Consider the following 22933-nt stretch of genomic DNA (forward strand, 5'->3'; position numbering starts at 1 on the left):
CTTCGATGTCACACGACCCCAGCCTGCACCCAGAACAGCAGCCCGTCACCAGCCCCACCGAACCGATCACCAGCTACGAAAATCTTGTATGAGCCCAAAATGGACCACGCCGACCGCCGCGCGCCCCCTGGCCCGCCCGTACGCCCGCCCGCCCGCACGGGCCTACGGCGCCCAACCAGGCCGCCACCTCCCGCAGTTGGCCCGCGAGCGGAGCGAGCAGCAGCAACAAGCCACGGGCGGGGGTGGGCGGCAACGGTGGCGCCATGTAAGCCACCCACAGCTTCCGCAAACAAGCAGCTACGCCGCCCCGCCTCCCCGAACCGCCACCTCACAGATACAACCCGTCCCGCGCCGCCGCCTGCTGCGGGAGGAGGATGCCTGGGCCCTGGCGGAGGGCGTAGAGCTCGGCGAGGGTTGCGCCGCCGGGTGGGGTGGGGGCTGCGGAGGCGAGCCAGGTGGTGGACTCGGTTTCGGTGAGGGGGCCGACCTCGATGCGGGCGAGGCAGCGGCCCGGGCGGACCACGGCCGGGTGGAGGCGCTCGAGGTCCTCGTTGGTGGTCACCGCCACCAGGACCTTGCGGCCCTGGCCGAGCAGACCGTCCGTCAGGTTGAGGAGCCGGGAGAGCGCCTGTCCGGCCGCGCGCTTGGCGCCGCCGCGGATGAGTTCGTCGCAGTCCTCCAGGAGCAGCAGGCGCCACTGCTCCTCGCCGCTGTCGTCGCCGGCGCCCGGGCCGTGGTGCTGGCGCTGCGGGCCGAGTGCCACCTCGATGAGGTAGCCGGGATCGGAGAACAGCCGCTCGGGGTCGAGCACGCACTCCACCGAGCACCATTCGCGCCAGGCGCGGGCCAGGGTCCGCAGCGCGGTGGTCTTTCCGGTGCCGGGGGGACCGTGCATCAGCAGCAGCCTGCCCATCACCTGCTCGGGCTGGAGGCTCATCAGGCCGTCGAAGGAGTCGACGACGCTGCGGGTGTAGTTGCTGCGGACCGCGTCCCAGCCGGGGGCCTCGATCCGGCGTCGGGCGCGGACCGGGCCGCGGCCGGCGGCGAGGTGCCAGAAGCCCATGGCGACCACGTCCTCCTCGGTGGGCTTCTCCTCCTCCGCACCGTCGATGGCCTGCGCCAGGATGGACTTGGCGAGTTCGTCGTCGGCGGCGGTGACGGTCACATCCGCGTTCACTGTTCCACCGTTGCGCCACCAGGACGCCTTGAGCGTCCAGCCCGGCCCGTCCGCGAGCAGCACGGTACGGTTGTCCGCCTCGCTGCGGCGGATCACCCGTGCGCCGGCCGGCAGCAGCGTCGCGTCGGGCTTGGCCGGGCTGACCGAGGCGGATCTGGCCCAGGGCTGGGCGCCCATGGTGAAGGAGGCGAGCGCGAGGGCGTCCACGACGTCGCCGGGGCCGTCGCCGTCGTCGAGACTGATGCGCAGCGGCAGCAGGTCGGCGGGCTCGACGGAGGCGGCCGTCCCGTCGCCCGGACCGGCCTGATGCAGAAGAGTCATGCAGGAGATGATCCGCTACGCGCAGGCTCCGGCACAGCGGTTTTTGGAGTCGATCACTGACGTGATGTCAGCAATCATGTTCGCCCGCCCGGGACCGGTGATGTGGGCGATGTGGGTGAAGTCGAGCCCGGAGCCCCCAAGTGGCGTGGGAAGCCGTCACGAGGGGGCGCCGAGGGGTGGCTCGGCTGGGTCGGCCGCGCTTCAGGGCTTGACGGCCGGGAAGGGCGACGCGACGTGTCTCACATCAAGCCATCATGGTGATGCATCGTCAATAGCATATGCCATCTTCATGAGTTGAACACATCAGGCGGCGGACGGAAGGGCTCCTCTTGCGCCGACTTCCGACGATCGGGGCCGGTGATGAGGGAACATGTCAAGCGACAGCACGACCAGAAGAGGGTAGGGGACAGCGTGTCCGACACGTCAGCCGATCACGTGCACGACGACAGCGACGAGGACGTGCCTCCCTCGCAGGATCTGCGGCCGGACGTACCGCACTCCGCCCGGCTCTACGACTACTACCTGGGCGGAAAGGACAACTTTCCGGCCGACCGCGCTGCGGCAGCCCAGGTCGTGCAACTGCTTCCGCACGTCCCGGCCGGGGCCCGGGCCAACCGCCGATTCCTGGGGCGGGCCGTGCGCAGCGCGGCCGAACTGGGCATCCAGCAGTTCCTCGACATCGGCACCGGGATCCCCGCCGCAGGCAACACCCACGAGGTGGCCCAGGCCGTCGACCCCACGGCGCGCGTCGTCTACGTCGACAACGACCCGATCGTGCTCGCCCACGCCCGCGCCCTGCTCCGGGGCAGCCAGGAGGGGCGCACCGGCTATGTGGACGCGGACGTCCGCGACCCGGAGAAGATCCTCGGCTCCGCGGAGAGCCGCGAACTGCTGGACTTCAGCCGGCCGGTCGCGCTGATCTGCGTGGCACTGCTGCACTTCATCCCGGACGGCGAGCGCCCGGCGGACGTGCTGGCCCGCTACACCGCCGAACTCGCCCCCGGCAGCGTGGTGATCCTCTCGCACGCCACCGGTGACCTCATGGACGCCGACAAGCTGGCCGCCGCCGCGTCGGCGCTGCAGGCGGTCAACAGTTCCGGGGTGAGCCTCACCCCGCGCACCCATGCCGAGGTGCTGCGCCTCTTCGAGGGCCTGGAACTGCTGGAGCCCGGCGTGGTACCGGTCCACGAATGGCGACCGGACGGCGACCTGGAGGACGTGGTGCTGCCCCGCTCGCACGCCAACGCCTACGGCGGGGTCGCCATCAAGCCGTAGAAGCCGTAGAAGTAGAAGCCGTAGTCGCGAGCGCGTCCGTACGGTCCGCTGCGAGGAGTCGGTCCACCGCCACCGCTGCCGCGCGGCCGGCCCGGTTGGCGCCGATGGTGCTGGCGGACGGGCCGTAGCCGACCAGGTGGACCCGGGGGTCGGCGACGGCCCTGGTTCCGTCCAGCCGGATGCCGCCGCCGGGGGAGCGCAGGTTCAGCGGTGCCAGGTGGCCTACCTCGGGGCGGAAGCCGGTGGCCCAGACGACGGCGTCGAAACGCTCGGTGCGGCCGTCCGACCACACCGCCCCCTCCGGGGTGAGCCGCTCGAACATCGGCAGCCGGTGCAGCGCGCCGAGCTCCCGGGCCCGGAGCAGCGCCGGCGTCGGCGGCAGCCCGGTGACCGAGGCGACGCTCGCGGGCGGCAGGCCCGCGCGGACCCGGCGCTCCACCATGGCGACGGCGGCGCGGCCGAGCTCGGGTGTGAACCGGTCCTCCCGGAACACCGGCGGCCGTCTGGTCACCCAGAGGGTGTCGGCGACGGCGGCGGTCTCGGCGAGCACCTGGATCGCCGAGGCGCCGCCGCCCACCACCAGCACCCGCCGGCCCGTGAACTCCTGTGGGCCGCGGTAGTGCGAGCTGTGCAGCTGCCGGCCCCGGAAGTCGGCGGCGCCCGGGACCGCCGGGATGAACGGCCTGGTCCAGGTCCCGGTCGCGTTGATCAGCGCCCTGGCGGTCCACCGCCCGGCGTCCGACTCCACCAGCAGCCGCCCGTCGCCGGCCTCCCGTACCGCGTGGACCCGTACCGGGCGCAGGACCTGGAGGTCATGGGCATGTTCGTAGGCGGCGAAGTACTCCGGCAGCGCCTCGCGGGCGGGGCGCTGCTCGGCGAAGGGCGGCAGCGGCATGCCGGGGAGCTCGTGGAAGCCGTGCACGGCGGCCATGGTGAGGGTCGGCGGCCGGTGCGCCCAGGCCCCGCCGGGGGCCGGCTCGGCGTCCAGGACGGTGAAGCCGGAGCCGGGCGGCAGACCGCGGCGGCGCAGATGGAATGCCGCCGCCAGCCCGGCCTGGCCGGCGCCGATCACCACGACGTCACTGCTTTGAGCGTCGCTGCGATGCTGTACTGCTTCCTCGTCAACCACCACGCCGTCAACCATCACACCGCTGCAACAATCCGCAGGGGGGAGCTGCTTCCCGTTCGTGTAGTCCTCGGGTGGTAGGGCGGCGTGCCGGGGGACCCTCCTCTGGGCGGATCACCTGAGCGCCGCCAGCTCCTAGCGTTGAGTCCATGGAGCGTATGACCGAGCAGGCGATCATCGACCGGCGGGTGCTGGCGCAGCGGGACGCGGACGGATGGCTGTTCCTCGTCGAGGCGGCGCAGACCGGGCTGGCATCGCTGCGGACGGCTTGGCAGTCGCTCGTACGTCGTCCAGGTTGGCAGCGTCCGGCTCGGCTGCCTTCCGTCCGGGGAGGTGCCCCGCGATGAGCTGGCTCCAGCAGCTGCTGGTGCAGCTGCCGCCCCTGGCGGTGTACGGGGCGGAGGCGGCCGTGGTGCTGGCCGAGTCGGTGCTGCTGCTCAGTGCCTTCGCGCCGAGCCTGACCACGCTGCTGATCTCGGGGTTCCTGGCGCGGACGGGTACGGTGCAGCTGCCGCTGGTGATCGCCACCGCGGTGACCGCGGTGCTGGTGGGGGACCTGCTGGCCCAGCGGACCGGACGGGCGCTCGGACCCCGGCTGGGAACCAGCGCGATCGGACGGCGCGTGCCCAGGGTCATGCTGACCCGTACCTATCGGCTGCTGGCCCGGCGCGGTGGGGCGGCGGTTTTCGTCTGCCGGTTCATGCCGGTGGTACGGACGCTGGCGCCGCACCTCGCCGGGGCGGCCGGGCTCCGGTTCCGCAGGATCGCGCCGTACAGCCTGGTCGCGGGGCTGTTCTGGGCCTCCGCCGAGTCGGCGACGGGGTACGCGGTGGGGGCCTCGTACACCGAGCTGAGCTCGGTGGGGCCGGTGCTGGCGGCGGTGGCCGCGGTCCTGCTGGCGGTGGCAGTGCTGGTGCTGCGGCGCAGCGCGACCGGCGCTCGTGGAAGAGCCGGTGATTCCGCGGCAGCTCGCCAGGGAGCTCGAACCCTCGCTGGCCAGTCATCCTGCGGAGTGACGCCGTACGGGTGCATTAGTGACAATGAATGCCTATTCGGCCATCTGTCGACAAATTGACGCGCCGTTGAGTGTGTCCAGGAGGCCCGGAGAATCGATTCCCCTACCTTCGCCACGTGCGGGTGCAGCCCCGGAACCCATCCGGGCCCCCGCACCGGCACTTCTGGAGGTAGACCGTGAGCCCTGCTCGCGTGATCGGTTCCCTGGCCCTCGCCGCGCTGCTGGCGTTCCTGCCCGTCCCCACTGACATGACCGCCGCCGCCCGGGCCGCCGATGGACCGCCCGGTCCCCGTTCCGTACCCGCGCAGCACGGCAAGGCTCATGCACGGCACCCCCTGACCGAGTTCCCGAGCAGGCGTCCCGTCGCCGTTCCGGCCGCTGATACGTGCGATTAAAGGGACGACCCGGTCGGCGGCTCCCCCTCAAGAGCCGTCGGCCGGGTCGAGTCTGATGCGGGGCTCTCAGGCCCCCGGGTGCAGCCAACAGGCGACCGTGCGGTTCTCGCCCTCCCTGTCGGTGGGCACGACGAGTGGCGGGAGGTCGGTGCGGCAGGGGTCGAAGGCCTTGGGGCAGCGCGGGTTGAAGGCGCAGCCCGTGGGCATCGACCGCAGGTCCGGCGGGGAGCCCGGGATGCCGCTGAGCTCGCGTCGCTCCCCGCGCAGCGGCGGGAAGGCGTTCAGCAGGCCGTGGCTGTAGGGGTGCAGCGGGTCCTTGTAGAGCTTGGCCGCCGGGGCCTCCTCCACGATCCGGCCGCCGTACATGATGGCGATCCGGTCCGAGAACTCGACCAGCAGCGACAGGTCGTGGGTGATGAACAGCACCGAGAAGCCCAGCCGCTCCCTCAGATCGACCAGCTGGCACAGGATCTGACGCTGCATCACCACGTCGAGCGCGGTGGTCGGTTCGTCCATGATGACGACCTGCGGCTCAAGGGCCAGTGCCATGCCGATCATCACCCGCTGGCGCATGCCGCCGGAGAGCTGGTGCGGGTAGCTGTTGAGCCGGTCAGGGGCGATGCCCACCAGCTTCAGCAGTTCCTTGGCCCGGGCCAGCCGCGCCGACTTGGGCATCCTCGGCTCGTGCGCCGCGATGACGTCCATCAGTTGGGAGGCGACGGTGTGCACCGGGTTGAGCGAGTTCATCGCGCCCTGGAAGACGATGGAGGTCTCGGCCCAGCGGAACTGCCGCAGACCGGCGTCGCTGAGCCGCAGCACGTCCACCGGGTCGCCGCCCGGCTGGTGGTAGATCACCTTGCCGCCGGTGATCACCCCGGGCGGGGGCAGCAGCCGGGTCAGGCCGTAGGCGAGCGTGGACTTGCCGCTCCCGCTCTCACCGGCGAGGCCGAGCACCTCACCGCGGTGCAGCGTCAGACTGACGTCGCGGACCGCCTGCACCGAGTCCTTGCCGAGGCCGTAGTCGACGCACAGGTTCTGGATTTTGAGGACCGGCTCCTTGCCGGACGCCTTGCTGCTCACTGTGCGACATCCTCACTCGTGCTGGTGGATCCGACCACGCCGGCTCCGGGCCGGTCGGACTCGTCCGGCTCGTCGGGGATCGGGATGACGACCGGGGTGAAGCCGACCCGCATCCGTACCGGGCGGCCGTCGGCGCCCTTGGCGCCGCGCTCACCGTTGTTGCGCAGTCGGGGGTTGACGAACTCGTCGATGCCGAAGTTCACCAGCGACAGCGAGGTCCCCAGGATCGCGATGGCGAGTCCGGCCGGGACGAACCACCACCAGGCGCCCTGGGCCAGGGCCTGCTGGCTCTGCGCCCAGTACAGGACGGTGCCCCAGTTCCAGTCGGCCAGGCCGGGGACGCCGATGAAGGCCAGGATGATCTCGCTCATCACCGCGTAGATCATCGTGCCGATGAATCCGGAGATGATCACCGCGCTGAGGTTGGGCAGCAGCTCGAAGACGATGATGCGCCAGGTCGACTCCCCGGTGGCGCGGGCCGCCTCGATGAAGTCCCGGCGCCGCAGCGACAGGGTCTGCGCCCGCAGCACCCGGGCTCCCCAGGCCCACGAGGTGAAGCCGATGACCAGGCCGACCACGGTCTCGCCGCCGGTGGGCAGGCTGGAGGTGATGATGATGATCAGCAGCAGCGCCGGGATCACCAGGAACACGTTAGTCAGCGCGGACAGTGCGTCCGACGCGAAGCCGCCGAGGTAGCCGGAGGTCACCCCGATCAGCACCGCCAGCGCGCTGGCGACCAGGCCGGCCAGGAAGCCCACGTACATGACGCTGCGGGTGCCGTCGACGACCTGGCTGAAGATGTCCTGGCCGAGGTGGGTGGTGCCGAACCAGTGGTGCCAGGACGGGGCCTGCAGCAGGTCGTTGCTGCGCGCGCTCGGGTCGTACGGGGTGATGTAGGGGCCGACGATCGCGAGGACGGTGAAGAACAGCAGCAGCCCGGCGCCGACGGCGGCCTTGGGGCTGGAAAGGAAGCGCAGGTGGCGGCGCTTGGACCGGGTGGAATCCGGCGCGGTCGCTTCGGGGTCGTGCGGGGCGACGGAACCACCCGAGGTCAGGGCGGTGTTGGACGCGGCGGTGGCCATCGCTCAGCCCTCCTTGCGGGTGCGCGGGTCGAGGATCAGATAGGCGATGTCGGCCAGCAGGTTGGCCACCAGCACTGCCAGGGTGATGCACAGGAACACGCCCTGCATCAGCGGGTAGTCGGTGGAGCCGACGGCCTGCAGCATCATGTAACCGACGCCCGGGTAGTTGAAGACGATCTCCACCAGCACGGTGGAGCCCAGGATCTGACCGATCGCCAGCGAGAAGCCGGAGACATTGGGCAGCAGCGCGTTGCGGGCCGCGTAGTTGAACATCACCCGACGGTCCGAAAGCCCCTTGGCGTGGGCGACGGTGATGTAGTCCTCCGAGCCGACGGTGACCATCATGTTGCGCATGCTGAGGATCCAGCCGCTCATGGTGGTGACCACCAGCATCCCCAGCGGCAGCCAGCTGTGCTCGATGGCGCTGCCGATGAAGGTGGTGTCCGCGTGCGGGATCAGCCCGGGGTCGTAGCCGCCGGAGACCGGGAAGGTGCTGCCCACCGCGATGACCGTGGCCACGGTCAGCAGGCCCAGCCAGAACGCCGGGATCGAGGAGATGAAGGTGGTGACCGGAAGCAGGAAGTCCAGCCGGGAGCCGCGCAGCCAGCCGGACAGCACACCCAGGAAGGTGCCGAGCGCGAAGCTGATGACGGTCGCCGCGCCGGCCAGGCAGATGGTCCACGGCAGCGCGTTGACCAGGATGGTGGAGACCGGGGTGGGGAAGTTGGAGAAGGAGATGCCCAGGTCGCCGTGGGCCAGCTTGGCCAGGTAGGCGGTGTACTGGGACCACAGGCTCTGGTGCTTGTTCAGTCCGAACAGGATGTAGAGCGAGGCGATCGCATGGGAGTCGATCTGGCCCCGGTTCTTGTTGATCAGGGCCATCACCGGGTCGCCGGGTATCAGCCGGGGGATGAAGAAGTTGATGGTGATCGCGGCCCAGGCGGTGAAGAGGTAGAACGCCAGCCGCTGCAGGAAGTACTTCACTCGGACACCTCCGCGGGGGGCGGGGCCTTCGCGGGACCGTGCTCCGCGTCGAAGAGCCAGCAGGACGCCCAGTGCCCCGGGTCACCGTTCACCGGGAAGCGCGGCGGCAGTTCGGTGCGGCAGATGTCCATGGCGTGCGGGCAGCGCGGGTTGAACCGGCAGCCGGCCGGCGGGTCGATCAGGCTCGGCGGCTCGCCGCCCGAGGCGTCCACGGTGTCGTCCGGGGTGCCCTCGCCGACGATGCGGTCGGGGTCGGGCGCCGAGCTGATCAGCAGCTGGGTGTAGGGGTGCGCCGGGTTCTGGGTGACGGTCTCGCTGTCGCCGCCCTCCACCATCCGTCCCGCGTACATCACCAGGGTGTCGTCCGCGAAGTAGCGGGCCGAGGCGATGTCGTGGGTGATGTAGAGGATGGCCAGGTGCAGCCGCTCCTTGAGGTCCCTGAGCAGGTTGAGCACGCCGAGCCGGATCGACACGTCCAGCATGGACACCGGCTCGTCGGCGAGCAGCGCCTCGGGATCGGCCGCGAGGGCTCGGGCGATCGCGACGCGCTGGCGCTGGCCGCCGGACAGCTCGTGTGGGAACTTGTCCAGGTAGCGGGTGGCCGGGGTGAGCTGGACCCGCTCCAGCAGGTTCTCCAGCGCCTGATGCAGCTCGGCCGCGCCGCTGCCGGCGTTGCCGTGGATCCGCAGCGCCCGGCTGAGGTGGTAGCGGATGGTGTGGACCGGGTTGAGCGAGGCGAACGGGTCCTGGAAGATCATCTGGACCTTGCGGTTGTACGCCCGGAAGCGCCTCCCCCCGCGGACTGTCACCGACGTCCCGTGCAGCCGGATGTCGCCGCCAGTGCGCGGGTACAGCTGCGCGAGCAGCCGCGCCACGGTGGACTTGCCGGATCCGGACTCGCCGACCAGGGCGGTGACCCGCCCCCGGCGGAGCGTCAGGGTGACGTCGTCGACGGCGTGGACCACCCGTGGAGCTCGGGTCATGGCCTGGCGTCCCACTCTGCGCACCGCGAAGTGCTTGGTGAGCCCGTCGGCCTCGAGGACGGTGTCGTTGTCCGGCGGCGCCGGTGGCTGATCTGACGTATGAGTCAGCGTCATCCCGGTATCCATTCGTGGGTCGGTGCCCCCGGTCCCGCCCGGTGGGGAGACGGGGCGGGACCGGAGCGCGGGTGGGCGATCTGTGCGGTGGAGCGGCCTGCCGTGGAGCCTGCGCTACTTGGCCGGAGTCAGCGAGAGGACGACCTGGAGCGCGTTGGGGATGGTCGGCTGTCCGCCCGCGTAGACGTTGGAGTCGTCCGGCCAGCCGGTCCAGTTCTTGGTGGAGTACTCGGCGCCGACGTTGCCGGCCGAGGTCGGGATCATCGGGGTCTGCTGCACCATGATGTCCTCGATGGTGCTGAGGGCCTTGGCGCGGGAGGCGTCGTCCGCGGCGTTGGCGTAGTCCTTCAGCGCCTGGGTGGCCTGCGGGCTGTTGAACCGCCCGTAGTTGCCGTTGGGGCTGTCGGTGCCGATGGGCTTGAGGTTGGCGCCGTCCATGATGTTCTCGTAGAAGTCGTACGGCGTGGAACCGCCGTTCGTCCAGTGCATCGCGGCCTGGAAGTTGCCGGCGCCGATGGCCTTGGTCCAGGCGTTCTCGTCGGCCTTGTCGATGGTGGCCTTGATCCCGATCTGGGAGAAGTTGTCGGCGATGATGCTCAGGTCGGTCTGGTAGTCGGACCAGCCGGCCGGGTCGGTCAGGGTGATGGTGACCGGCTTGCCGCTCGGGTCGACCAGGGTGCTGCCGTTGTACTTGAAGCCGGCCGCGGTGAGCTTGGCCTTGGCGCCGGCTACGTCCACCGAGGCGGTCTTGCCCGCGTACTGCGGGGAGATGAAGGAGTTGCCGGCCGGGGTGGGCAGTCCGGTGACGCTGTTGACCAGCGGCTTGAAGTAGCCCGACTCGCCCTGGTTGAAGATGTCCTCACGGTTGATGACCATCGCCATCGCCCCGCGCAGCGCCGCGTTGTCGAACGGCTTGACGGTGGTGTTGATCCACAGGCCGTCCGCGCTCAGGTTCGGCGGGAAGAACAGGTGGTTGTGGGCCGGGTCCTTGGCCGCGTAGATCGTCTTGGCGTTGGGGATGAAGACGTAGGACCACTCGGCCGCACCGCTGGTGAGCGCGGTGGTCATGGTGTCGTTGCCGGAGTAGGAGGTGTACTGCAGCTCCTTGACCTTCGGCGCGGTCTGCCAGTAGCCGCTCGCCCGGGCGTCCAGGATGGCGTTCTGGGTGTTGATGGACTTCAGGGTGTACGGGCCGGTGCCGATCGGGTTGGCCACTACGTCCGTGGTCGGGTCCGCCATCGCGGACCACTGCTTCTTCTGGATGACGAAGGTCTTCAGCACCTTGGCCTGGGTGACGAACTGGGAGGTGTTGAAGTTGACGGTGACGGTGCTGCCGCTGCCGCTGGTGCTGGCGATGTCGAGCGCGTTGAAGTTGAGCGCCGGCTTGTCCTTCAGGATCTGGAAGGAGTAGGCCACGTCGTCGGCGGTCATCGGAGTGCCGTCGGAGAAGGTCACTCCGCTACGCAGCGTGAAGGTGACGGTCTTGTAGTTGTTGGTCCAGCTCCACGCGCTGGCGAGCCACGGCTTGGCCGCGGCGGCGGGGTTGGCGTCGTTGGGCATCGCCATGGGCTCGTAGATCATGAAGCGGTAGCCGAGGGCCGCTGCCGCCGAGGAGTTGAGGTAGGGGTTGTTGTTGGCGGTCAGCGTCGCGTCGGGCATGCCGATCTTCAGGACGGTGGCGCCGCTGGAGGAGCCGCTGTTGCTCTTGCTCCCGGGGTTGCTGCTGCTGCAAGCGGCGAGGCAGGTTATCGCCAGGCCGCCGGCGAAGATTGCGGTGGCGGTGCGGTTGACGCGCATTGATCCCCACTTCGGAAGATGTCGGTTTGAGGGTGTGGCTCACTGCGACAGGGCGCCGGGGGGCGGTCCTGCCTGCTCAACGGGGTGGTGCGAGACGGATCTCAGGTGGAGCGGCTCAGGGGGTGCAGCGGTGCAGCGGTGCGTCGGTGCAGGGCCGAGACGCTGCGATCAGGTCCGGGACCGGGTGGAGTCGCGGACGACCAGATGGGTGGGGAGGACCTCCGCCGCGGTCGGCAGCGGCGTGCCCTTGAAGTGCGCGAGCAGCATCCGGGCGGCGGCGTCGCCCATCTCGCGCAGCGGCTGGTGCACGGTGGTCAGCGCCGGTTCGCTGTACGAGGCCAGCGGCACGTCGTCGAACCCGACGACGGCCACGTCCTCCGGCACTCGCAGCCCGGCCTCGCGCAGGGCCAGCAGGGCGCCGGTGGCGGAGAGGTCGTTCTGGGCGAACACCGCGTCGAAGGAGGCGCCGGTGGAGAGCAGCCGGTTCACCGCGTTGCGGCCCTGCTCGAAGGTGAAGTCGCCGACGAGCACGTGTTCCGGCGGCAGGGGGTGGCCCGCCTCCGCGTACTCGTCGGCGAATCCGGTCAGTCGGTCCTGGACGCAGCCGAAGCTCTCCGGACCGGTGACCACGACCGGCCGCCGCCTGCCGAGTTCCAGCAGGTGGCGGGCGGCCGAGGCGCCCCCGGAGCGGTCGGTGGTGGCGACCGAGGGGAAGATGGGCTGGTGGCCGCGGTCGTCGATGAGGACGACCGGGAGGCCTGCCTCATGGAGTTCGGTGATGTAGTCGAGGGTGCCCTCGGGCTCTATCACCAGGAGTCCGTCGAAGGATTTCGCCGAGACCTGCTGGGCGAAGCGGCGTAGCGACTCCTCGCCGCGGTTGCAGGTGAACAGCAGCAGGCCGAAGCCCTCCGCCTCCACGACGTCGACCACGCCCTGGAGCACCTGGCCGATCCACGGCCAGGTCAGCGAGGGCACCAGCATGCCGACGATCTGGGTCCGTCCGCGGGCCAGGCCGACCGCGCCGGCGCTGGGGACGTAGCCGAGCTCGGCGATCACCTGGCGTACCCGGGCGGCTGTGGCCGCGTTGAGTTCGCCCTTGCCGTTGAGGACCCGGGAGACCGTGGTCTTGCTGACCCCGGCGTGCTTGGCCACGTCGGCGATGGTGATCGGCACGTCCGCCTCCGTTCGTCATTGATCGGTGGGGAACCGGTTCCGTAACCGGTTCCGTCGGGGAGTCAAGCAGGGTAATCTGCGTCACGTCAATCACGTTCCGGCAACAAAGAGTTAACTCGCCGACCGAGCAGAGAGAGCGCTCTCCGCTTGCCCGGAGCTTGCCCCCGGGCGTGGTTGCTGTCAAGACTCGAAGTCAACGGTGTTGCAGGGATGTGACCTGGCTTCACCTCTCGGAGCCAAGACGACGGCAAACAGGTCTTCCAGCGGGGCTCTTGACGGTCGTGGAGGGTGGGCGCAACACTCCCACTGTGCGAGAGAGCGCTCTCCCGCACTGCTGCGCCGCAGTACGCCATCCCGGCCCGACTTGGAGAACCATGACGACCAGCCTCGACCGCTCGTCCGCGTCCGCGCCCGAGCCGCGCTCCGACGCGGGCTCCCGCTTCCCCGTGGACTTCCTGTGGGGCGTCGCCACCTCCGCCTACCAGATCGAGGGCGCCGCCTTCGAGGACGGCAGGACCGCCTCGATCTGGGACACCTTCAGCCGCGTGCCCGGAGCCGTCTTCGGCGGTGACAACGGCGACGTGGCCTGCGACCACTACCACCGGATGCCCGAGGACGTGGACCTGATCGCCGGCCTCGGCGTGGACTCCTACCGCTTCTCGCTGTCCTGGCCGCGGATCCAGCCGGGCGGCCGGGGCGCCGTGAACCAGCGCGGCATCGCCTTCTACGACCGCCTGGTGGACCGGCTGCTGGAGCGCGGGGTGCTGCCCTGGGTCACGCTCTACCACTGGGACCTGCCGCAGGAGCTGGAGGACGCCGGCGGCTGGCCGGCCCGGGACACCGCGCACCGCTTCGCCGACTTCGCCGAGATCGCGATGAACCGGCTCGGCGACCGGGTGCGCTGGTGGACCACGCTCAACGAGCCCTGGTGCTCCGCGGTCCTGGGCTATGACACCGGCCGCCACGCCCCCGGACGGCAGGACTTCGGCGACTCCATGGCCGCCGTGCACCATCTGCTGCTCGGCCACGGACTGGCGACCCAGCGGCTGCGGGAGGCCGCGCCGGAGCCGATCCAGGTGGGCATCACCCTCAACACCGCGCATGCGCTGCCGGCCACCGACACCGACGCCGACCGCGCCGCGGCGCGCCGCGCCGACGGCTTCGGCACCCGGATCTACACCGACCCGCTGGTGCTCGGCAGCTACCCGACCGACGTGGTCGACGAGTTGTCGGCCCGCGGGGTGCATCTCCCGGTCCAGCACGGGGATCTCTCGGTGATCGCCCAGCCGCTGGACTTCCTCGGCGTCAACTACTACACCAGCCACTACTTCTCGGGCACCGCCGAGGACGACTCGGCGGTCGAGGCGACGGCCGACGGGGTGGCGCTGACCCGGCTCGTCCCCCAGGGCTATCCGGTCACGGCCATGGACTGGGAGATCACCCCCTTCGGCCTCACCGGCATGCTGACCAGGCTGGGCGCCGACTACCCGGGCATCCCGCTCTACGTCACCGAGAACGGCGCCGCCTTCGACGACCAGCCGGACCAGGACGGCGAGGTCCAGGACGCCGAGCGCACCGCGTACTTCGCCGAGCACATCGAGGCGGTGGCCGCGGCCCGCGACGCCGGCGCCGACGTCCGCGGCTACTTCGCCTGGTCACTGCTGGACAACTTCGAGTGGAGCTACGGCTACGACAAGCGCTTCGGCATCGTCCACGTCGACTACGAGACCCAGAAGCGCACCGTCAAGCAGAGCGGCCGCTGGTTCCGCGACAACATCCGCCGCAGCCGCCAGGGCTGACGGCGTCTCAATCAGCGCAGCGTCAACTGCGTTCGTTGGCAGACCGACCGACCCCTGACTTTTCGCCCCGAGAGGACCCCCTGTGCGCATCGAGCTCCGAGACGGCGTGCTCCACACCGACGGCGCCCCCGGCCTGCTCGCCACTGCCGACTATCCGTACTACCGGGACAACCCGTCGGTGTGGCGGGATCGGCTGCGAACCCTTCGTGACGCGACCGGGATCCGGTGCGTCACCAGCTACATCCCCTGGCGGCACCACCAGCCGGATCCGGACGTGCTCCCGGACTTCACCGGGACCACCCGTCCGGACCGGGACCTGCTGGGCTATCTGCGGATCTGCGCGGAGCTCGGCCTGAGCGTGATCGCCAAGCCGGGCCCGTTCATCCACGCCGAGACCAACTACGGCGGCCTGCCGGACTGGATCTGCCCGGCGCACAACCCCGAGGTCGAGGCGATCCTGGACGCCGAGGGCGACCCCGGCCTCTGGCCGGGCTCGCGGCTGGGCGCGGACGGGAAGGTCGAGCGCTGGCCGCTGCCCGCGCCGCTCGGCGCGTACTTCACCGCCCGGGTCGGTGACTGGATGCGGGCCGTCAGCAAGGAGGTGCTGCAGGCCACCACCGCCCCCAACGGCCCGGTGGTGCTGGTGCAGATAGCCAACGAGGGCCTGTTCACCGACGGGGCGCTGCCGCTGTGGTGCTACGACTACAGCGCGCCCGGACTGGCCTTCTTCCGCAGCGGGCTGAGCGGGTACTACGGCAGCCTGGACGCCTACAACCAGGCGCACGGCACCGACCACGACGACTGGGCCCGGATCGAACCGCCGCGCGAACGCCGTACCGCGGCCTCGGTGCAGGAGCAGCTGGCCCGCGCCGACTGGGGCCGCTACCACGCCGATCTGCTGGCCGCGGCCTACCACGGCTGGTCCGAGGCGCTGGCCCCGGAGGTCCCGGTGCTGGTCAACGTGAACCCCCCGGCCGAGCATGTGCACTCCTTCGACGACTGGCTGTCCCGGGTCCGCCCCGAGCGCTGGAACGGCATCAACTACGGCTTCACCAACTGGATGGGCGTGGTCTCCACCGACCATGACGCGCATGCCCGCTATGTGCTGGCCGCCAAGCGCGCCCCGGGCCCCAACATGGAGGAGAACTGGGGCTTCTCGGAGCTGTACGACCGTGCGTACGCGGCCGGCGCGACCAGCTTCCACCAGAGCGTGCTGGCCCTGGCGGCCGGGGCCACCGGCGTCAACGTGTACACCGGCGTGGCAACTTCGGGCTGGGGCGAGGACATGGACGTCATGCACGCCCCGCCCTATCCGGACTGCCCGCCGATCGACGCCGAGGGCCGTCCCACCGGGAAGGCCGGCACGGTCCGGATGCTCGCGGACTTCTTCGGCCTCCACGGCGGCGAGTTCCTGGCGGCCCGTCAGATGACCGGCCCCAGCTGGGCGCTGTACGCGCCCTACGCTGCGGTGGCCGCCTGGACGCCCTCGGACCGAGCGGCCGAGCCGATCGGCGGCGCCGCCTGCGGGCGCCCGCTGCGGGCGTTCCACGAGCGGATGCGCACCGAGGGACGGGACTACCGGGTCGTCGACCTGGAGTCGGCAGACCTCGACGCGCTGGCCGACCATCCGCATCTGGTGCTGCACGGCGGCGCGTTCATGCACCGCCGGGTGCAGGAACTGCTGGCCGGACACCTGGCGGCCGGGCACCGGGTCGACCTGATCGGCGGCGAGGTGCCGCAGCTCGACGAGCTGCTGCGGCCCTGCACGGTGCTGGCGGAGGCACTGGCCGCGCCCGGCCGTTCCGCTGCGGCCCCGGCCGACGGCCCGCTGTTCGACGGTCCGCAGGTGGTCACCGGCAGCGCCGACGCCTACTGGCGCACCGTCGCCGGGGCGGCCGACACCGGCTACCTCACCGTGCTGATCCAGAGCGACAACGAGGGCCCGGTCACGGTCTCGCTGCCGCTGGGCGGGGGGCGGACCGCCGAGGTGACCGTCGAGGGCGCCAAGGGCGGCGCGGCCGTGCTGCGGATCGTCGCCGGCGGGCTGGGCGACTTCCTGCTCACCGGCCTGAACTCGTTCCTCTCCTCGGCGGTCGTCCCGATGGTCGCGGTGGACGGCGAGAAGGTGGTCGGGCAGGTTCCGGCCGACCTCGCCCGGGTGGGCGGGAGCCTGCGGGTGCTGACCCACTAGGCGGCAGCGGCGCCTGCCTGGCTTGTCGCGCAGTTCCTTGCGCCCCTTGATAGTGCAACTTGCCCACTGCGGGACGTTGCAGCTACCCAGGGGCGCGGGGAACTGCGCGACCAGCCCCTTACGGTCTGCAGCAGAGAATCCCACAAGCCACGCGGGGAGCTGCGGAAACGTCCCGCCTCCCCCACCCGACTACCAGCCCGCCCCCGGCAGCAGCTCCCGTACCGCCGGCAGCGCCGCGTCCAGCACCGTGCCGAACCACACCGAGAACGGCTTCTGCGCCCGCAGGGCCACCAGCTCCGCCGGGGTGACCAGGCGCACGGCGGCGACCTCGTCCGGGTCGGGGTGCTGCTCGGCCGCCGAGATCCCGACGAACAGGTGGTTGTACTCCTTCTCGACCAGGCCGGTCGACAGGTCCGGGTGGTCGTAGCTCACCGTCCCCGCCTGCTGCAGCCGCACCGGCGCGGCGCCGAGCTCCTCCGCGGTGCGCCGGGCCGCGGCCGCGAACGGGGTCTCACCGGGGTAGGGGTGCCCGCAGCAGGTGTTCGACCAGACACCGGGGGAGTGGTACTTCGCCAGGGCCCGCTGCTGCAGCAGCATCCGGCCCTCGGTGTCGAACAGGAATACGGAGAAGGCCCGGTGCAACTGCCCGGGAGCCTGGTGGGCGGCGTGCTTCTCCGCTGTCCCGATGGTCCGTCCCTGCTCGTCGACCAGCTCCAGCAGGATCTCGGTCGCGGTCAGGGTGGTCGGTTCAGTGGTCGACAATGCAGGACCTTTCGGCGTGGGTCGAGCGGCAGGCGTGGCAGGCGTGCCCCTTGCTGCGGACCAGTCTGCCGTACCGGGCAGGTGAGCTCGGTGACATGGCCCAAGCTTGTCGCCCGGTACTGCCGTCCGCGATGATGATCGACACCGCCGTTTTCGGCCGGACGTCCGGAAGCGCCTACGATCGCAACGGCACGCCCACCCCCAGGCGAGCCACCGCACGCCCCCTAGGACCGGAGAAACCCATGATCGGCCTCGTTCTGGCCGCCGGCGCCGGACGCCGTCTGCGCCCCTACACCGACACCCTCCCCAAGGCCCTGGTGCCGGTGGACGGCGAGCGGACCATCCTCGACCTGACCCTGGGCAACTTCGCCGAGGTCGGGATGGAGGAGGTCGCCATCGTGGTCGGTTACCAGGCGGAGGCCGTGTACGAGCGCAAGGCCGCGCTGGAGCAGACGTACGGTCTGAAGCTCACCCTGGTCGACAACGACAAGGCCGAGGAGTGGAACAACGCCTACTCGCTGTGGTGCGCCCGCGACCTGTTCCGCGAGGGCCTGCTGCTGGCCAACGGCGACACCGTCCACCCCGCCTCGGTGCAGCGCACCATGCTGGACGCCAACGAGCGGCTGACCGCCGCCGGCAGCGCCCCCGGCATCCTGCTGGCGCTGGACACCGTGAAGAAGCTCGCCGACGAGGAGATGAAGGTCGTCGTCGACCCGGCCACGGGGGTGCGCCGGATCACCAAGCTGATGGACCCGGCCGACGCCACCGGCGAGTACATCGGCCTCACCGTGATCAACCCGCACGCCGCCGCCGACCTGGCCTCCGCGCTGCAGGCCACCTTCGAGCGCGACCCGCAGCTGTACTACGAGGACGGCTACCAGGAGATGGTGAACCGGGGGCAGCGCGTCGACGTGCAGCCCATCGGCGAGGTGTCCTGGGTCGAGATCGACAACCACGACGACCTGGCCAAGGGACGGGAGATCGCGTGCCGGTACTGACCCGACTGGTTCCCTCGCCGCTGGTCGTCGACATCAGGGCGGGGGCCCTGGACGACCTCGGAACGATCCTCGCCGACCAGCGCATCTCGGCCTCGGGCCGACTGGCGGTCACCGTCAGCGGCGGCTCCGGCGCCGCCCTGCGCGAGCGGCTCGAACCGCAGCTGCCCGGCGCCGACTGGTTCCCGGTCGCCGGCGGCACCCTGGACTCGGCCGTGCTGCTCGCCGAGCAGATGCGCTCGGGCCACTACGACGCGGTCGTGGGCCTGGGCGGTGGCAAGATCATCGACGCGGCCAAGTACGCCGCCGCCCGGGTCGGCCTGCCGATGGTCGCCGTGGCGACCAACCTCGCCCACGACGGCATCTGCTCCCCGGTGTCCACCCTGGACAACGACGCAGGCCGGGGTTCCTACGGGGTGCCCAGCCCGATCGGCATCATCGTCGACCTGGACGTCATCCGGCAGGCCCCGCCGCGCTTCGTCGCCGCCGGGGTCGGCGAGGCGGTCTCCAACATCTCCTGCATCGCGGACTGGGAGCTGTCCTACCGGGAGACCGGCGAGGCGGTCGACGGCCTGGCCGCCGCCATGTCCCGTACCTCGGGCACCATGATGCTGCGCCACCCGGGCACCCTCGACGACGACGACTTCCTCGGCGCCCTCGCCGAGGCGCTGGTGCTCACCGGCATCTCCATGAACGTGGCCGGCAGCAGCCGTCCCGCCAGCGGGGGCTGCCACGAGATCAGCCACGCCCTGGACATCCTCTACCCGACCCGCTCCGCCCAACACGGCGAACAGGTCGGCCTCGGCGGCGCCTTCGCCACCTACCTGCGCGGCGATCTCGACCTCTGCGGGCAGATGGCCACAGTGCTGGCCCGCCACAACCTGCCGGTGACGGCCGACCAGATCGGCTTCACCGACGAGGAGTTCATCGCCGCGGTGCACTACGCTCCGCAGACACGTCCAGGACGGTTCACCATCCTGGAGCACCTCGACCTCGACCCCACTGCCATCCGGGACGCATACACCGACTATGTCAAACACGTCAGCACCACCGCGTAACCACGGCGAGCACGGCGACCGCGACGGCAAGCCCGCCAAGGGCGGCAAGCCGACCCTGGCGGAGTTCCGCGCCGTCGCCCACCCCGAGGGGATGCTCCAGCGCCGCTCCGACGAGCACTGGGCCGGGCGCCTCTACATGCGCAAGATCTCGTCCCGGATCACCCGGCACCTGGTCGACGCGCCGGTCAGCCCCAACCAGCTGACCTGGCTGATGATGCTCACCGGCATCCTCGGCGGCGCCGCACTGCTCCTCCCGGGCCTGACCGGGGCGATCCTCGCCGCGCTGCTGATCCAGGCCTACCTCTGCCTGGACTGCGTCGACGGCGAGCTGGCCCGCTGGCGCAAGCAGACCTCCACCACTGGGGTCTACCTGGACCGGGTCGGCCACTACATGTCCGAGGCCGCGCTGCTCACCGGCGCCGGACTGCGGGCCGCCGACCTCTTCAAGCAGGTCGGCGCCGTCAACTGGATGTGGGCCTTCCTCGGCACCCTGGCCGCGCTCGGCGCGATCATGATCAAGGCCGAGACCGACCTGGTGGACGTCGCCCGGATCCGCCGCGGGCTGACCGCGGTCAAGGACTCCGCCGCCGTCCCCCGCGCCTCCGGCGTCGCCACGGCCCGCAAGCTGGCCGCCGGGCTGAAGTTCCACCGGCTGATCGGCGGGGTCGAGGCCTCGCTGGTGCTGCTGGCCGCCGGGATCGCCGACTTCGCCCACGGAGACCTGTTCTTCACCCGGCTCGCGGTCGCGGTCCTGGCCGGGATCGCGATGCTCCAGACGGTACTGCACCTGGTTAGCATTGTGCTGTCAAGCAGGCTGAGATGAGCGCCCCGCTGCGCCTGGGCGCGGTGATCCTGACCCAGGGCACCCGCCCGGTCGAGCTGAAGGCGCTGCTGGACTCCGTAGCCGCCCAGCGCGGCCCCGCCGTGCAGAGCGTGGTCGTCGCCAACGGCGTCCCGCTGGCGGACCTGCCCGAACTGCCCCAGGGCGTACGGGGGGTGGAGACCGCGGAGAACCTGGGCATCCCCGGGGGACGCAACGTCGGGATCGAGGCCTTCGGCAGCAACGGCTCCGACGTCGACGTGGTGCTCTTCCTCGACGACGACGGGCTGCTGCCGCAGGACGACGACGCCGAGCGGATCCGCGCCGCCTTCGCCGCTGAGCCGCGGCTGGGCATCGTCAGCTTCCGGATCGCCGACCCGGAGAGCGGCGAGACCCAGCGCCGGCACGTGCCCAGGCTGCGCGCCGCCGACCCGATGCACTCCTCCAAGGTCACCACCTTCCTCGGCGGCGCCAGTGCCGTCCGCAGCGAGGTGTTCGCGACCGCGGGCCAGCTCCCCGGCGAGTTCTTCTACGGCCATGAGGAGACCGACCTGGCCTGGCGCGCCCTGGACGCGGGCTGGGACATCCGGTACCGGGCCGACATCCTGCTGCACCACCCGAAGACCCCGCCCAGCAGGCACGCGATCTACAACCACAACATCGCCCGCAACCGGGTCTGGCTGGCCCGGCGCAATCTGCCCGCCCTGCTGGTGCCGGTGTACACCGGGGTCTGGCTGGTGCTCACCCTGGCCCGGCGCCCCTCGGCGCCCGCGTTCAGGGCCTGGTTCGCCGGCTTCGTCGAGGGCTGGCGAACCCCCTGCGGACCGCGCCGGCCGATCCGTTGGCGCACGGTCTGGCGGATGACCAGACTGGGACGGCCGCCGGTGATCTGACGACGGGACCCCTACGTCTGATGGGGTTCCTGTCATCTGACGAGGCGGTAGGTGAACCTGAGGTGTCCACTGCTGCGCCATTCGGTGCCCGTTGCTGCGTCCGTGCTGCCGAGCCCCCTGGCACATGAGAATGTCTGAGGGTGACTGAGTACCACGGCGGCGCGGACACGGCGCTGAGCAGTGCGGCACTGGCGGAGCGTTACGGACTGGCCGTCAGCGGGCGAAGGCCCCCGATCGCGGAGTACACCCGAAGGCTGTGGGGGCGGCGCCATTTCATCGTTGCGTTCGCCACCGCCCGGCTGACCGCGACCTACACGGCCGCGCGGCTGGGTCAGGTCTGGCAGGTGGTGACGCCGCTGCTGAACGCGGCCGTCTACTACCTGATTTTCGGCCTGCTGCTCGGGACCAACCGGGGCATTCCCAACTTCATCGCCTACCTCTGCACCGGGGTCTTCGTCTTCCAGTTCACCCAGTCTGCGGTGCTTTCGGGCACTCGTTCGATCGCCGACAACCTGGGTCTGATCCGGGCGCTGCACTTCCCGCGGGCCTGCCTGCCGATCGCCTTCACCGTGATCCAGCTCCAGGAACTGCTGTTCTCGATGGGCGTGCTGGGCGTGATCATCCTGGCCACCGGGGAGCCGTTCACGCTGCGCTGGTTGCTGGTCCTGCCGATCCTGTTCCTGCAGTCGGTCTTCAACGCGGGACTGGCGATGTTCATGGCCAGGATCGGCGCCAAGACCACGGACATGGCCCAGCTGATGCCGTTCATCATGCGGACCTGGATGTACACCTCCGGGGTGTTCTGGAGCGTCACCACCTTCACCCGGCACGCCCCGCACTGGGTGGCCGTGATACTGAACGCCAACCCGGCGCTGATCTTCAACAACCTGATGCGCTACGCGCTGATGGACTCGGTGTCGGCCAGCAGTCTGCCCGCGCATGTCTGGCTGTCGACCGTGGCCTGGTCGCTGGTGGTCGGCGTCGGAGGGTACTTCTTCTTCTGGAGGGCGGAGGAGGAGTACGGCCGTGGCTGAGGAGGGCCGCGGGCGGATCCCCACCGTGATCGTGGACGACGTGCACATCGTCTACAAGATCTACGGCACGGGGGCCGGGCGCGGCTCGGCCACCTCGGCGCTGTCGCGGATGGTGCGCCGCAAGGCGTCCCCGGCGATCTCGGAGGTGCACGCGGTCCGCGGGATCAGTTTCATCGCCTACAAGGGCGAGGCGATCGGTCTGATCGGTTCCAACGGCTCCGGCAAGTCGACCACGCTGTCGGCGGTGGCCGGACTGCTGCCGACCGCCTCCGGGGCCATCTACACCGACGGCCAGCCGTCGCTGCTGGGCGTGAACGCGGCGATGATGAACGATCTGACCGGTGAGCGCAACGTGGTGCTGGGCTGCCTGGCGATGGGCATGTCCTACGCGGACGTGCGGGAGAAGTACCAGGACATCGTGGACTTCTCCGGCATCAACGAGCGCGGCGACTTCGTCTCGCTGCCGATGCGCACCTACTCCTCGGGCATGGCCTCCCGGCTGCGGTTCTCCATCGCCGCGGCGAAGACCCATGACGTGCTGCTGATCGACGAGGCCCTGTCCACCGGCGACAGCGCCTTCCAGCGGCGCAGCGAGCAGCGGATCAAGGAGCTGCGGGAGTCGGCCGGCACGGTCTTCCTGGTCTCGCACAACAACAACTCCATCCGCGACACCTGCGAGCGCACCATCTGGCTGGAGGCCGGGGTGATCCGCGCGGACGGTCCCACCGAGGAGATCGTCGCCGAGTACGAGACCTACATGAAGGACCGCCGTTAGAGCGGTTCCGCCGACTCCAGGCTGCAGCACCTGCCTGGCTTGTCGCGCAGTTCCCCGCGCCCCCACGGTGCTGCTACTGATCCG

At 70.6% G+C, this 22933-nt stretch carries 20 protein-coding genes; 11 read left to right on the forward strand and 9 right to left on the reverse strand.

Features of this window, described 5'->3' with window-relative positions; translation table 11 throughout:
- Positions 1–328: 328 nt before the first annotated feature.
- Positions 329–1498: a DUF5925 domain-containing protein gene (locus ABH941_RS39325; protein WP_370136274.1), complete on the reverse strand. Its 1170-nt coding sequence runs from the start codon at positions 1496–1498 to the stop codon at positions 329–331.
- A 411-nt stretch (positions 1499–1909) separates the two neighbouring features.
- Between ABH941_RS39325 and ABH941_RS39330 the strand changes: the two genes are divergently transcribed.
- Complete coding sequence (locus ABH941_RS39330; protein WP_370136277.1) at positions 1910–2773, forward strand: SAM-dependent methyltransferase; 864 nt, start codon at positions 1910–1912, stop codon at positions 2771–2773.
- On the opposite strand, the gene ABH941_RS39335 is transcribed toward ABH941_RS39330, so the two are convergent.
- Positions 2763–3905, reverse strand: a complete 1143-nt coding sequence (locus ABH941_RS39335; RefSeq protein WP_370136280.1) for an FAD-dependent oxidoreductase — start codon at positions 3903–3905, stop codon at positions 2763–2765. The two genes, ABH941_RS39330 and ABH941_RS39335, sit on opposite strands and share 11 nt — an antisense overlap.
- Positions 3906–4048: 143 nt before the next feature.
- Between ABH941_RS39335 and ABH941_RS39340 the strand changes: the two genes are divergently transcribed.
- Positions 4049–4246: a hypothetical protein gene (locus tag ABH941_RS39340; protein ID WP_370136282.1), complete on the forward strand. Its 198-nt coding sequence runs from the start codon at positions 4049–4051 to the stop codon at positions 4244–4246.
- A complete protein-coding gene (locus tag ABH941_RS39345; RefSeq protein ID WP_370136285.1) occupies positions 4243–4974 on the forward strand; it encodes a DedA family protein in 732 nt (243 codons plus the stop codon). Before ABH941_RS39340 ends, ABH941_RS39345 begins: the two co-directional genes overlap by 4 nt.
- Before the next feature lie 401 nt (positions 4975–5375).
- Here ABH941_RS39345 and ABH941_RS39350 read toward each other — a convergent pair whose 3' ends face one another.
- The 6 genes from ABH941_RS39350 to ABH941_RS39375 all read right to left on the reverse strand — a co-directional run bounded on the left by ABH941_RS39350 (position 5376) and on the right by ABH941_RS39375 (position 12522).
- Entirely contained in the window at positions 5376–6389 is a 1014-nt protein-coding gene (locus tag ABH941_RS39350) for an ABC transporter ATP-binding protein (RefSeq protein ID WP_370136287.1), read from the reverse strand.
- Positions 6386–7471 (reverse strand): ABC transporter permease, encoded by a 1086-nt coding sequence (locus tag ABH941_RS39355; protein WP_370136289.1) that lies wholly within the window; start codon positions 7469–7471, stop codon positions 6386–6388. Before ABH941_RS39355 ends, ABH941_RS39350 begins: the two co-directional genes overlap by 4 nt.
- A gap of 3 nt (positions 7472–7474) precedes the next feature.
- A complete protein-coding gene (locus ABH941_RS39360) occupies positions 7475–8455 on the reverse strand; it encodes an ABC transporter permease (protein ID WP_370136292.1) in 981 nt (326 codons plus the stop codon).
- Entirely contained in the window at positions 8452–9552 is a 1101-nt protein-coding gene (locus ABH941_RS39365; RefSeq protein ID WP_370136296.1) for an ABC transporter ATP-binding protein, read from the reverse strand. Before ABH941_RS39365 ends, ABH941_RS39360 begins: the two co-directional genes overlap by 4 nt.
- 114 nt (positions 9553–9666) lie before the next feature.
- Entirely contained in the window at positions 9667–11349 is a 1683-nt protein-coding gene (locus ABH941_RS39370) for an ABC transporter substrate-binding protein (RefSeq protein ID WP_370136299.1), read from the reverse strand.
- A 168-nt stretch (positions 11350–11517) separates the two neighbouring features.
- Positions 11518–12522, reverse strand: coding sequence for a LacI family DNA-binding transcriptional regulator (locus tag ABH941_RS39375; protein ID WP_370136301.1), 1005 nt, complete (start codon positions 12520–12522; stop codon positions 11518–11520).
- Between the two features lie 374 nt (positions 12523–12896).
- Here ABH941_RS39375 and ABH941_RS39380 point away from each other — a divergent pair, with 374 nt between their 5' ends.
- Both ABH941_RS39380 and ABH941_RS39385 read left to right on the forward strand, forming a co-directional pair.
- On the forward strand, positions 12897–14321 hold the full coding sequence (locus ABH941_RS39380; RefSeq protein ID WP_370136304.1) for a GH1 family beta-glucosidase: 1425 nt from the start codon (positions 12897–12899) through the stop codon (positions 14319–14321).
- 82 nt (positions 14322–14403) lie between these two features.
- On the forward strand, positions 14404–16512 hold the full coding sequence (locus ABH941_RS39385) for a beta-galactosidase (RefSeq protein WP_370136306.1): 2109 nt from the start codon (positions 14404–14406) through the stop codon (positions 16510–16512).
- A gap of 189 nt (positions 16513–16701) precedes the next feature.
- Here ABH941_RS39385 and idi read toward each other — a convergent pair whose 3' ends face one another.
- Positions 16702–17274, reverse strand: coding sequence for an isopentenyl-diphosphate Delta-isomerase (idi, locus tag ABH941_RS39390; RefSeq protein ID WP_370136309.1), 573 nt, complete (start codon positions 17272–17274; stop codon positions 16702–16704).
- 242 nt (positions 17275–17516) lie between these two features.
- Here idi and ABH941_RS39395 point away from each other — a divergent pair, with 242 nt between their 5' ends.
- The 6 genes from ABH941_RS39395 (at position 17517) to ABH941_RS39420 (ending at position 22849) form a co-directional block, all read left to right on the forward strand.
- Positions 17517–18272 carry a sugar phosphate nucleotidyltransferase gene (locus ABH941_RS39395; RefSeq protein ID WP_370136313.1) on the forward strand — a complete coding sequence of 252 codons (756 nt, stop codon included), beginning with the start codon at positions 17517–17519 and terminating at the stop codon, positions 18270–18272.
- A complete protein-coding gene (locus tag ABH941_RS39400) occupies positions 18260–19327 on the forward strand; it encodes an iron-containing alcohol dehydrogenase family protein (protein WP_370136317.1) in 1068 nt (355 codons plus the stop codon). Before ABH941_RS39395 ends, ABH941_RS39400 begins: the two co-directional genes overlap by 13 nt.
- A gap of 91 nt (positions 19328–19418) precedes the next feature.
- Complete coding sequence (locus ABH941_RS39405) at positions 19419–20150, forward strand: CDP-alcohol phosphatidyltransferase family protein (RefSeq protein WP_370136401.1); 732 nt, start codon at positions 19419–19421, stop codon at positions 20148–20150.
- Positions 20147–21040 (forward strand): glycosyltransferase family 2 protein, encoded by an 894-nt coding sequence (locus ABH941_RS39410; RefSeq protein ID WP_370136321.1) that lies wholly within the window; start codon positions 20147–20149, stop codon positions 21038–21040. The genes ABH941_RS39405 and ABH941_RS39410 overlap by 4 nt, the downstream gene beginning before the upstream one ends.
- Positions 21041–21180: 140 nt before the next feature.
- Entirely contained in the window at positions 21181–22074 is an 894-nt protein-coding gene (locus ABH941_RS39415; protein WP_370136325.1) for an ABC transporter permease, read from the forward strand.
- Positions 22067–22849, forward strand: a complete 783-nt coding sequence (locus ABH941_RS39420) for an ABC transporter ATP-binding protein (protein ID WP_370136328.1) — start codon at positions 22067–22069, stop codon at positions 22847–22849. Before ABH941_RS39415 ends, ABH941_RS39420 begins: the two co-directional genes overlap by 8 nt.
- Positions 22850–22933: the final 84 nt, after the last annotated feature.

It is taken from the genome of Streptacidiphilus sp. EB103A (genome assembly GCF_041261405.1).
In the GTDB taxonomy this organism is placed as follows: domain Bacteria; phylum Actinomycetota; class Actinomycetes; order Streptomycetales; family Streptomycetaceae; genus Streptacidiphilus.